We start from the raw sequence: 11,383 nt of genomic DNA, 5'->3' as shown, positions 1-11,383 counted from the left end.
CGCCGTGCCACCCCTGTCCCCCACTCGCGACGAGATCCGCAAGGGCGTCGCCGACGCCGTACCCGTCGCCATCGGCATGGTCCCGCTCGGGATCGCCTTCGGCGTGCTCATCACGCAAGCGGGGTTCGCGTGGTGGTGGGCGCCGGTCTTCTCGATCGTGATCTACGCCGGGTCGATGGAGTTCCTGGCGATTGGCATGCTCGCCGCTATGACCCCGCTGTACTCGCTGGCCGCGGCGACCTTCCTGGTGAACTTCCGGCACGTGTTCTACGGGCTGAGCTTCCCCATCGAGTCGATCCGGTCCCGACTCGGCAAGGCGTACGCCGTGTACTCCCTGACCGACGAGGTGTACGCCATCACGGCGACCAAGCCGCGTTCGGAGATGACGGGTGCCCGGACCCTGACCATCGCTGTGGTCTGCCAGCTGAGCTGGGTGCTGCCGGGCGTGGTCGGAGGGTTGATCGGTGCGGCGTTGCCGCCCGGGCTGGACGGGCTCCAGTTCGCCCTGACGGCCCTGTTCGCCGTACTCGCGGTGGACGCCTGGCGTGCCTCCGGCGACCTCCCGTCCCCCGTGCTGGGACTGATCTGCGGGCTGATCGCGCTGGTGGTGGCGCCGGAGCAGATGCTGCTCGTGGGGCTCTGCCTTTTCGTGGCGGCGCTACTCGTGCGGTTCGCCGTGCAGTCCCGGAGCGCGCGGGGTGAGACGTGAGCCCCGCACTCCCCTCGACTCTGCCCTCGATCGGGTACCTGCTGGCCGGGCTGGGCGTGATGTTCCTGGTGACCGTCGCGCTCCGCGCCGCGCCATTCGTGGCCCTGACCCGGCTGCGGGACTCGGCGGTGATGCGGTACCTGGGCGGCGCGATGCCGGCCGGGATCATGGTGTTGCTGGTGGTCTACACGTTGCGCGACACCACCGCAGAGCTCTCCTCGTGGGCCCCTGCGGCCGGCGCACTGGCTCTCACTCTCGCTGTGCACCTCGCCTTTCGGCGTACGGCGGCGAGCATTGTTGTGGGCACCGCCGCGTACATGCTCCTTCGGGCCTGGCTCGTCTGACTCTGGCTCGTCTGACTCTGACCGTCTGACTCGGACGGTGACTTTGACAGTGGACTCTGACAGTGGACTCTGACGGCTGACCCCGATGCGGGACGAGTGATGTTGCCCTACGGCATCCTCGCCGCGGAACCCATGCCCACGTCGAGCACAGATCCGGTCACGTAATCACCGGAGGCACCGACGAGGTAGTCGACCGCGTCAGCTATGGCCTCGGGCGGGCTCCACGGGATCCGCATCGGACTCATCGCGGCGTACCTCGGTTCCACGTCATCCCGGGACGGATTGTCGAGGTCAGGGGCGAACAACGAGTACAGGGCGGGGTTGTGCAGCATCGGGGTGTCCACGTTGGTCGGACACACCACGTTGGCGGTAACCCCCTGCTGCGCGTACTCGAGGGCGACCGATTTGATCAGTCCGATCACGCCCCATTTGGACGCCGAATAGTGCGCGAGGTTCGGCGTGCCCTGTCGACCGCTCATCGACGAGATCGCCACGATCCTCCCGGATCGACGGTCAGCCATCCCAGGCAGGACGGCTCGGACGCAATGGAACGTGCCGGTGAGATTTGTGGCGATCATGTCGGCCCACTGCTCGTCGCGCAGCTCGGCGGTGGGGGCGAAGCCCACGATCCCCGCACAGGTCACCAGGATGTCGACGCTTCCGGTGCTATCAACGACGTGTCCGACCAGGTCATTCACGGCCTCGGGATCCCGTACGTCGAGGAGCTCGGGATGGCACTCTCCTCCCTCGGATGAGACCAGCCGTGCGGTCTCGTCGAGGTCGCCCGGCTCCGCGAGAGGGTACGGCGCGGTACCCGACGGGGCACACAGATCGGTGGCCCAGACCACGGCACCCCGACGTGCGAGGGCGACGGCGACGGCCCGACCCTGCCCGCGCCCGGCGCCCGTCACCAGGGCGGTCCTGCCCCGGAGGTCCTGTTCGCGTCGCGGCATCAGAGATCACCCGACTCGGTGGTCGTGGCGTCGGTGGCCGTGGCGTCGGTGGTCGCCGCCTCGGCGAGTCCGCGGACCTCGCCCTTGGCGATCTTCCCGCCCGGTGCCGTGGGCAGGGAGTCGACGACGAGGAGGCGCTCCGGAAGATACTCCCGCGTCACGCCGCGATCGCGGAGCCATGTGGTGAGGTCGGGCAGGGACAGGTCATCGGCCCCACTCCGCAGCGTGACGACGACGCACAGGCGCTCCCCGAAAAGCGGGTCCGGCACTCCCACCGCCGCCACCATCGCGACCGCGGGATGCTCACGGACGTGATCTTCGACCTCCACCGCGGAGATGTTCTTGCCACCCCGGATGATGAGGTCCGCGATTCTGCCCACGACTCTGAGTCGGTCCGACTCGTCCACCTCCACCACGTCGCCCAGCAGAATCCACCCGTCGTCGGTGAACAGTTCGGCATTGGCCGCATCGTCGTTCCAGTAGCCCCGGGACATGAGCGGTCCTCGCACAGCCGGTTGCCCACGACGGAGGCCGGGTCCGGGGATCTCCCGACCCCCGTCGAACACGCGGACCTGCATCTCGGGGAGGAGGTAACCCCCTGTGGCGAGGCGGGTCTCGTCGTCGTCGTGGATCGAGGTCGCGCTGGCGGCCCCGGTCTCGTTCGAGCCGTAGAACTGGAGGGCCCGGGCGCCGGTGATCTCCTCGAACCTCCTGGCCTCCGTGGTGGGCACGGCTTCGCCACCGGTGTACATCACGCGAAGGGAGGTGTGCTCGCTCAGCGGGGGATGCTCGGAGTGCAGCATCATCCGGAACTGCGTGCTCACGCACGCGAGCACCGTCGCACCGTGGTCACGCATCAACGAGATGGCGACCGAGGCGTCGAAGCGGTCCATGACAAGGGTCGGCCGACCCATCAGGGCGGGAAGGAAGTGTGATGTCCAGAGCCCGAAGCCGAACGGCGCGGGGACGAACGCCGCGATCGTCTCGTCACGATCCAGTTCGCCCTTCCGGCAGGCCACGCCCGCGAAGGCGACCCACCTGCGCTGTGTCTGCGTGACCAGCTTGGGACGTCCCGTCGTCCCGGAGGTGCTGTTGAGCATCGAGATCTCGTCCACCCCGAACGCACGGGAGGGGTCGACTTCGCGTCTGACAACGGGTCCGTGACCGCTGACGATCTCGGTGCCGTCGACGATGATCACGGCGTCGAGGCCCAGCCCCCTGGACTCGAGGTCGTCGAGTAGTTCTCCGACAGAGCGGCCGCGGATGGACGGAGCGGTGACGAGGACCCGGGCACCGGCGGTCGACATGATGTGGGCGATCTCGGCCGGCCCCGAGCGCGCTCCCATGGCCGCGACCCGTACACCGGCCCGGTAGGCGCCGACCAGCGCGATGTGGAATCCGGCGGTATCGGGCAGGTACACCGCCGCCGAGCCCGGCGCGTCTGATCCGTCCTCCGGGACGAGGGCAGCGTATACGAGATCGGCGGCGCGGTCGTAGCCCGACCAGCTGAGGATGCCTTCGGTGTCGATATAGGCCGGGTCGTCAGCGCGGGTGCGGGCCCAATGGCGGACCATTCCGCTCACGGATACCTCGGCGAACTTCTCGGGTGCGAGGGTGAAATCGTCGAGGCTGTCGCCGACGGGAACGGATGCGGAGTCGGTCACAGCGCTTCCTCCAGGAGGCCCATCGCGGACCGGTAGGCGGAGTCCAGGGACTCCGCGTCGGGGTACGGCTCGCTCAGGCCGCCGCGCATCATCACGTAACCGCGGTCGACGATCCGGGCCACCCGGTGCAGAGCGGGTTCGGCCACCACGACCGTCACCCCGGAGTCGGCCAGTGCGCGGACCAGGTCGAGCAGCTCACCGCCGATCTTGGGCGACAGGCCGGTGGTCATCTCGTCGAGGAGCAGGGTGCTCGGTTGCACCAACAAGGCGCGGGCCAGGACCAGCATCTGTTGCTCGCCACCGGACAGCACGCCGGCGAGGCTCCGTTGGCGGGTTCGCAGGATGGGAAACCGGTCGAATGCGGTGCCCAGCACGTCGTTGCGCCGGCCGAGGAGTCGGGCACCGATCTCGAGGTTCTCCCGCACGGTAAGTCGGGGGAAGAGCTGACGCCCCTGCGGGACGTAGGCGAGCCCGGACCGGAGGCGCTTCCCGGACGGGACGGAGCTGAGGTCGACGCCGCCCACTTCGACCGAGCCGGCGGCCGGGACCGAGCCGAGCAGGGCGGACATGAGGCTGGATTTGCCGGCGCCGTTCGGACCGACGACGGCGGTGACGGTGCCGGCAGGGGCGGTGAGCGACGCCTCCCGAACGGCGAGAGCACTGCCGTAGCGGACGGTGATCCCTGACGCGGAGATCATCGGGCCTCCTTCGTTGACGGCGTGGTGCCGAAGTAGACGGCCTGCATCTCGGGACTGCGCATACACTCGTCCGGATCGCCGGCGAAGGCGACCCTGCCCTCGGCGAGGAGCACCACGGCGTCCGCGAGCTCCGCGATGAGATCGACGTTGTGGTCGACGAGCACCACGGATCGTCCGGAGTCACGGACCTGCCCGATCGCATGCGATATCGCCGCGATCCCGTCCGGATCCGAGCCCGCGAACGGTTCGTCGAGCAGCAGCACCCTCGGCCGTGCGGCCATGGCGCGGGCGATCTCGACGAGCCGCTGCGCCCCGAGACCGAGGTCACCGGTCGATTCGACCTCGGGCACACCGTATTCCGCGGCGAGCCGCGCGGCCTGCGCCAGGACGTCGTGCGGGGTGCCGGCGAGCCCACGGACCATGGCGCGGACGGAGGCCGCGTAGGAGCCGATCCGACTTCCCACCAGGCCTGGGACGATGTTCTCCACCGGGCTGAGGTCCAGGGCAAGCTGGGGGTGCTGGAACGTGCGAGCCAGCCCGGCGCGGGCACGGACCGTGGGTCCGGACCGGAGGATCCGCCCCTCCACCGCGATAGTGCCGGCGGTCGCCGTCTGCGTGCCCACGATGCAGTCCACGAGGGTCGTCTTGCCCGCACCGTTGGGTCCCACCAGGCCGAGGACCGAGCCCGCCGGGAGAGAGAAACCGACGTCGTCGACCGCCGTGACGCCGCCGTAGGTCTTGGTCATCCCGGAGACCGTGAGGAGGGCCTCCCCGTCCGGGACATCGCGGTTCGCGGGTGTGGTCGGCATGGAGCTCACTTCCTTCCGCGGATACGGGAGAGTGCCTGACGCGCCCATCCGATGACCCCTCCGGGGGCCAGGAGCAGGATGACCAGCACCACCACGGCGAGGAGCAGTTCGCCCGAGCCCTGGTACCCCGGCATGTTGAGGGTGACCGCCACGACGATGAGCGCCCCCAGGGGCGCGCCCCACGCCGAACCGCGGCCGCCGATGATGGGCATGAAGATCGCCAGGAAGACCAGGTCCAGGCCGAACGTCTCGGGTGTCACGGCCTGCACCGAGGCGGTGAACACCGCGCCGCCCAGGGAGGCGATGGCCGCCCCGACCGCCAGTGCCACGACACTGAGGTGCGTGGGTGAGATTCCCGCGGACTGGACCGCCGGGATGCTCTCCCGGGCGGTCGACAGCGCCAGCCCCCAGGACGAGCGGCGCAGCCGGTCCATGAGGACCGCGATCACGCAGACCAGCACAATCGCTGCGACGACCTGCGAGTATCGCGGGGGTTCCCAGCCGAAGAGCGTCGGAACCGGTATCGCCGAGATCCCGGACGCGCCGCCAGTGATGGTGGTGGCGTCGCCGAGCCAGTGCTCGAAGGCGAGGGCGAACAGCAGGGTGACCGCGGCGAGGTAGAAGCCCGACAGTTTCCTGGTGGCGAGCGCGATGACGACGGCGACGACCGCGGCGATCACCGCCCCGACGAGCCAGCCCCACCACGGGGACAGGTTCTGCTTGACCGAGAGATACGCCACGGCGTAGGCGCCGATCGCCGCATAGGCGCTGTAGGCCATCGACAGCGAGCCGGCGAGGACGAACGGGAGGTACATGCCCAAGGCGATCAGTGCGTAGGTGGCGGTGAGGAACACAAGGTCCTGGCGGTAGAGGCTCGGTCCCATCCACACCAGTACGCCCGCCACCACGAGCAGGCATGTGAGCACCTCGCCGGCCACCGTCCGCAGGGTGTGCCGACTCGCGGTGGACGTCGCTGGAGGATGCGATGCGCGGGTCAGGTCGGTGGTGCTCATCAGACACGCACCTTTCGCTGGAACAGTCCCTCCGGGCGGAAGGCGAAGAAGACGAGGGCGATGAGGAAGATGGCGATCGAGCTTCCCGTCGCGCCAAAATAGAATCCGCCGAACACCTGGACGCACCCGAGGAGCAGACCCCCGACGAGCGGGGCCCACGGCTTGCCGGTACCGCCGATGACGAGGGCGAGGAATCCGGTGAGGGTCCAGGACAGTCCGCTGGTGAACTGCACCCCGGATTTCGCTGCGAAGACGATCCCGGCGATGCCGGCGACCGCCCCCGAAACGCCGAACGCCCAGAGCCGTACCCGGTTCACCCCGACACCGATGGTCTGCGCAGCCCCGGGGTTGTCCCCGACCGCCCGGAGCAGCTGGCCCGTCGTCGAAAGCCGCAGCCACAGGATCGTCGCCGCCAGCACCACGACCGCGACCAGGAGGATCGTGACGGTCGATCCCTGCACCGAGAGGCCGCCGATCCGGAAATCCGTGACGGGCAGGAGGTTGTCCACCGGGACCGGGGTGCGGCCGAACGCCGTCCCGGCCAACTGTTGGATGGCGAACAGTGTGGCCGTGACCGCCACCAGGGCGGGGAGTTCTGCTCCCCCGGATCGACGTTGGACGGGTCGGACGATGACGATTTCGGTGGCGATCGCGATCACGACACCGACGAGGACGCCCAATGCCGCGCCCGCGAGGACCGGGAGCCCCCAGGACGCTGCTGCATACCCGGTGAGCATCGCGGCGGCCATGGCGTACGGGCCCGCGGCGAAGTTGAAGAAGTCCGCGCCCACCACGACGAGGTAGATGGACAGCGCGACCAGGGCGAAGAAACAGCCGATCTCGGCCGCCGCCAGCCAGAGTTGGGGATCGCTCACGGCTGTGCCTCCTCGGGTGTGCATTCAGGCTGGTACTCGGACCACGGGCCCGACGGTGTGTTGTCCGGTCCGAACTCGATGAGCACCAGGCCGCAGGCGGAGTCCGGGGCGATGTGCTTGTCCGGGGTGAGGGACAGGGTCAGCGGCTCCTGGCCGAAACTGGCGGGGACATCCCGGACCTGTTGCATCGCCTCGTTCAGCTTCTGTGGGTCCGTGTGGGTCCCGGCGATCTCGATGGCCCGCTTGATGAGCATCACCGAGTCGTAGGCCTGGGCGTCATAGGCGGTCAGGGAGTAGGAAGGGCCCTTGATCGTCCGCAGCCACCGCTCGAGCTCGTCGGTCCGGGGATTGTCGGTGCTGAGGCTGCCCATGTAGACGAGCCCGTCGAGTGACCCGGGGTCGGCGAGTTCCCAGGCCTGTGGCTGATTGCCGATCGAGGCCAGCGAGTAGCGCTGGACGTCCGGTGCCAGGCGGTGCAGCGTGTTCTGCGCGAGCAACTCGAAGCTTCCGCCGACGCTGGCGACCAGAACCACGTCGGGCTCGGCGGCGAGCAGGCGACTCACTCCAGCCGTGAGATCCGCAGAATCGACCGCGGCCTTCTGGGTGTCGACCACCTCGATGCACTCCCGGAGCTTCGGATCGAGTGTCGCGAGGATGCCGGAGATCGCCGGACTCGCGTCGGCGAGGATCCCCAGCCGCGTCTTTCCCGTCTGCTCGAAGGCGCCGCAGTACACGTCCGCGTACTGCGCCAACGGGTTGGGGACCATGTAGGCGTACTGGTTCCCCGGGGGTCCGGCGACGGCATCGGTGAGAGCCGTGGGCGCGATGGTGACGATCTCGGAGCTCTCCGAGACCTGCTTGGCCTGCAGGGCCGCGCCACTGCCCGTGGACAGGATCACCGCTGCCGCGCCCCGGTCCATGAGCTTTCGGATGATCGAGGGGGTGTTGGTGGGACTGCTCTCGTCGTTCTCCACCACGAGTCGCACCTCGCGGCCGTTGATCCCGCCCTCGGCGTTGATCCGGTCGATGGTCGCTCGGACCGTCGAGCCGGCGATCGTCGAGTACGACGCTCCCGGGCCGGTCGAATCCTCGTCCATTCCGATCACGATGTAGTCCTCGACGGGACTGACCACGGACGCGCAGCCCGCGGCCGCGAGCAGCGGGACGAGTACGGCAGTGAGTGCGCGACTCAGGCGTGATCTCTGCATGAAGCCTCCACTAGGCAAGCATTTGCTCGGGCAGAAACAAGCGGATGCTAGGCAGTGTGATCTACGGCACGCAGGTTGTCAACGACGGCCGGCCGACGAGGGGTGATCGACGCGGACTGGCTCACGCGGACTGGCTCACGCGGACTGGCTCACGCGGAGCGGTAGGCGCGGGCTGGTTAACGCGGACTACCGGTTCACTCGTCAGGCCCGTTCTCCAATGCGGCCACGCGGGCCTCGAGGACGGCCAGGCGTGACCGGATGTCGTGCGACGCCTCCGGTCCGGACTGTTGCGTCGGTGCAGGGACGGCCCCACCGTCGACGAACACCGCGAGGAGGGTGTCCGCGATGCTCGCCCCCTGTTCGGCCAGCGACTCTCGGTGGTGACGGACTGACCACCACACGCCGTCGCGGACCATGCGTGCGAACTCGGGTGGATCGAGCTCGGCACGGAGTTCGCCGGAATCGCGTGCTCTGAAGGCCGTATCCAGCCAGAACTCGTGGGCGCGTTGGACCGCCGCGGCAATCGGGGCGGGGGCGTTGGGGCCGTGGTAGAAGCGTTCGTTCTGGTAGATCTCGGTCGCGTACGGGTGTCTGGTCGCGATCTCGATCGATGAGTGGACGAGTGCCCGGAGCTCCGCCCGCATGCCGTGGACGTGGGGATGGACCGACTCATACCGCGATATCAGATCCCTGAGGAAGTCATCGATGATCGCGAAGGCGATCGCGTCCTTGGAGGGGAAGTGGTGATAGAGGCTGCCCGAGAGGAGCCCTACGCCGTCGGCGATATCACGCACGCTGGTGCCCGCGACCCCGCTCTCGACGAACAGTTTCGCTGCAACACGTTTGATCTGGCTCCGACGGGTGGTCATTTGCACATCCTTACCCGACGCCCCTGCGGTGTCGACTGGTGATGGGTAGCCTCCGCCATCGGTTGAAAGTGACGCACGACACAGGTATACAAGAGAAACCAACTGAACGCTTGCTTGGCATCTCCCGAAAGGTGGCGCTCGTGAATCGTCCTGTATCCAAGGTCCTGGCCGGTGCCCTGGCGCTGCCGCTCGTGCTCGCGGGGTGTGGCGGACAGCAGCTGGGCGAGGAGTCCTCTTCGGACGGCCCGTTCCGCGTGTTCTTCACCGCTGACATGACCGGTGCGACGTCGACACTCAACCGCGCACTGTTGTCCGGGATCAAAGTCGCTGTCGACGACGCGAACGCTGCCGGCGGAATCGGTGGACGTGAAGTCGTCCTTGTCGAGAACAACGACCAGAACGATCCCACCAGTGCGGTGAGCGCACTCCAGGAGCAGATCAACTCGGGGAACAAGCCCGACCTCGTCTACCCCGGCGGATCGTCCGCTGTGTCGCTCTCGTTGCTCCCGATCACCACGCGCGAGGAGATCCTGACGATCGGCGCCACCGTCGCCTCGCAGCTCAACGACCCGGAGAAATTCCCCTACCACTTCGGAACCGCCGAGCTGACCGACGCCTACGTCCCGCCGTTCGTGCAGATCGCCGAGGAACGCGACTTCACCAAGGTTGCGATGATCTTCAGTAACAATCCCACCGGTCAGGCGGCCGAAGCGGCCTACAGGGAGGAGGTCGAGGGCGCGGGCCTGGAGTTCGTCTCCGTTGGCTACCAGCCCGACGCGCTGGACATGACCCCGCAACTCGAGCAACTGCGGTCGCAGAACCCTGACGCCCTGATCTTCGAGGGCTACGGCACGCCCGTCCAGTACCTGATGCGCTCACGCTCGGGGATGCGGTGGGATATCCCCAGCTTCTCGACGCAGACCTCGTCGACGTACCCGTTCGTCAACGACTTCTCCGAGGAGGAGCTTGAGGCGGTCCGGGTCATCCAGTCCAACTGGACGGTCAACGAGGGTGAGACTCCGGCCGAGATGGCGAGCTTCATCGACAAGGTCAAGGAGATGCCCGAGGGCGACACGCTGCATCAGACCGGCGTGCGTCTCCCCGCCGTGTCCGCGGCGGCCGTGCAGCTCACCGCCTGGGCCGTGGAACAGAACGGTGGTGCGACCGACACCGAGTCCATCGTCGACACCTTCTACAACGACCTCCCCGAGGAGGGAGGCGACGCCACCCCGTGGGTGACCGACTCCAAGGGCCCCAACCCTTACCACTACTCGGAGGAGACCCACTTCCCCTTCAGCCCGCCGGAGATCTTCCTCTACATCGAACCCGGCATGTACGACGACGGCGGCATGTACGTGCCGGGTAAGCGGTCGTGACCACGATCTGGCAGGGACTGGTCCTGGGCAGTCTGTACGCACTCATCGCGACCGGGTACAACATCGTCCTGCTCTCGGCCGGGATGGTGAACTTCGCCTACGCGACGTTCCTCATGGCGGGCACCTACTCCGCCTACGTGGTGACCGTGGAGTGGGGACTGCCCTGGCCGCTGGGTGTGCTGATCGGCGCAGTGCTGGTAGCTGTGTTGTCCCTGCTCATGGAACGGGCTGCGCTGCGCACACTGATCGCGGACCACCGGCACCTGACGGCGTTGATCGTCACCATCGGGGTGAGCCAGATCCTGGAAGGCGTGGTCAAGGTCCTCTTCGGCGATCGGCCGCTCTCGGTGCCCACCGTGATCTCCAGCGACACCATCCGGGTGTTCGGAGGAATCGTCAGGCCCAGTGATCTACTGCTGATCGCGCTGGTCATCCTCGTCGTCGTCGTCCTCCACCTCACGATGACCCGCACCATGGTCGGACTCGGGGCCCTGGCCTCGGCCGAGGACCCGGACGCCGCGGGCGCCCGGGGGATCAACGCCCGCGGTCTCGGCATGGGGGCGTTCGCCCTGTCCGGCGCGGTCGCCGGCGGCATGGGACTGTTCGTCGCCGGGAACACCTACGCCGACTCCAACCTCGGCCACTCGTTGGCGGTCCTCGGCATCGTCGCGGTGGTCATCGGTGGCGCCGGAAACCAGCTCGGGGGCCTGATCGGCGGATTCATCGCCGGACTGCTCAGTGCACTTGCCGGCCGCTACCTGGGTGCCGAGTACGCGCAAGTGGCTGTGTTCGTTCTGCTCCTGGTGATCCTGCTGGTCAAGCCCAGCGGGTTCTTCGGGGCCCCCGCGCAAAGGACGGTCTGACG

Annotated in this window: 12 protein-coding genes; 4 read left to right on the top strand and 8 right to left on the bottom strand. The window is 68.1% G+C overall.

From position 1 onward, the window contains the following. Nucleotides 1-4: 4 nt before the first annotated feature. Entirely contained in the window at nucleotides 5-709 is a 705-nt protein-coding gene (locus OPF83_RS06500; protein WP_309297746.1) for an AzlC family ABC transporter permease, read from the top strand. Then, the gene (locus OPF83_RS06495) at nucleotides 706-1,053 is read left to right on the top strand and encodes a branched-chain amino acid transporter permease (protein WP_264886432.1); all 348 of its coding nucleotides are present in this window, start codon (nucleotides 706-708) and stop codon (nucleotides 1,051-1,053) included. The genes OPF83_RS06500 and OPF83_RS06495 overlap by 4 nt, the downstream gene beginning before the upstream one ends. 107 nt (nucleotides 1,054-1,160) lie before the next feature. On the opposite strand, the gene OPF83_RS06490 is transcribed toward OPF83_RS06495, so the two are convergent. The 8 genes from OPF83_RS06490 to OPF83_RS06455 all read right to left on the bottom strand — a co-directional run bounded on the left by OPF83_RS06490 (nucleotide 1,161) and on the right by OPF83_RS06455 (nucleotide 9,142). Continuing rightward, complete coding sequence (locus tag OPF83_RS06490) at nucleotides 1,161-2,006, bottom strand: mycofactocin-coupled SDR family oxidoreductase (RefSeq protein WP_264886431.1); 846 nt, start codon at nucleotides 2,004-2,006, stop codon at nucleotides 1,161-1,163. Beyond that, the gene (locus OPF83_RS06485; protein ID WP_264886429.1) at nucleotides 2,006-3,670 is read right to left on the bottom strand and encodes a class I adenylate-forming enzyme family protein; all 1,665 of its coding nucleotides are present in this window, start codon (nucleotides 3,668-3,670) and stop codon (nucleotides 2,006-2,008) included. The genes OPF83_RS06490 and OPF83_RS06485 overlap by 1 nt, the downstream gene beginning before the upstream one ends. Next, complete coding sequence (locus OPF83_RS06480) at nucleotides 3,667-4,368, bottom strand: ABC transporter ATP-binding protein (RefSeq protein WP_264886428.1); 702 nt, start codon at nucleotides 4,366-4,368, stop codon at nucleotides 3,667-3,669. Before OPF83_RS06480 ends, OPF83_RS06485 begins: the two co-directional genes overlap by 4 nt. Then, complete coding sequence (locus OPF83_RS06475; RefSeq protein ID WP_264886427.1) at nucleotides 4,365-5,177, bottom strand: ABC transporter ATP-binding protein; 813 nt, start codon at nucleotides 5,175-5,177, stop codon at nucleotides 4,365-4,367. The genes OPF83_RS06480 and OPF83_RS06475 overlap by 4 nt, the downstream gene beginning before the upstream one ends. 5 nt (nucleotides 5,178-5,182) lie before the next feature. After that, nucleotides 5,183-6,190: a branched-chain amino acid ABC transporter permease gene (locus OPF83_RS06470; RefSeq protein WP_264886426.1), complete on the bottom strand. Its 1,008-nt coding sequence runs from the start codon at nucleotides 6,188-6,190 to the stop codon at nucleotides 5,183-5,185. Then, complete coding sequence (locus OPF83_RS06465; protein WP_264886425.1) at nucleotides 6,190-7,065, bottom strand: branched-chain amino acid ABC transporter permease; 876 nt, start codon at nucleotides 7,063-7,065, stop codon at nucleotides 6,190-6,192. The genes OPF83_RS06470 and OPF83_RS06465 overlap by 1 nt, the downstream gene beginning before the upstream one ends. Next, a complete protein-coding gene (locus OPF83_RS06460; protein ID WP_264886424.1) occupies nucleotides 7,062-8,273 on the bottom strand; it encodes an ABC transporter substrate-binding protein in 1,212 nt (403 codons plus the stop codon). The genes OPF83_RS06465 and OPF83_RS06460 overlap by 4 nt, the downstream gene beginning before the upstream one ends. 194 nt (nucleotides 8,274-8,467) lie before the next feature. Next, the gene (locus OPF83_RS06455; RefSeq protein ID WP_264886423.1) at nucleotides 8,468-9,142 is read right to left on the bottom strand and encodes a TetR/AcrR family transcriptional regulator; all 675 of its coding nucleotides are present in this window, start codon (nucleotides 9,140-9,142) and stop codon (nucleotides 8,468-8,470) included. 140 nt (nucleotides 9,143-9,282) lie between these two features. Here OPF83_RS06455 and OPF83_RS06450 point away from each other — a divergent pair, with 140 nt between their 5' ends. After that, nucleotides 9,283-10,518 (top strand): ABC transporter substrate-binding protein, encoded by a 1,236-nt coding sequence (locus OPF83_RS06450; RefSeq protein WP_264886422.1) that lies wholly within the window; start codon nucleotides 9,283-9,285, stop codon nucleotides 10,516-10,518. Beyond that, a complete protein-coding gene (locus OPF83_RS06445) occupies nucleotides 10,515-11,381 on the top strand; it encodes a branched-chain amino acid ABC transporter permease (protein WP_264886421.1) in 867 nt (288 codons plus the stop codon). The genes OPF83_RS06450 and OPF83_RS06445 overlap by 4 nt, the downstream gene beginning before the upstream one ends. Nucleotides 11,382-11,383: the final 2 nt, after the last annotated feature.

Source organism: Dietzia sp. NCCP-2495 (genome assembly GCF_026011735.1).
GTDB lineage: Bacteria > Actinomycetota > Actinomycetes > Mycobacteriales > Mycobacteriaceae > Dietzia.
Note: the sequence above shows the minus strand (reverse complement) of the source record. Positions and strands in the feature narration are given on the sequence as shown.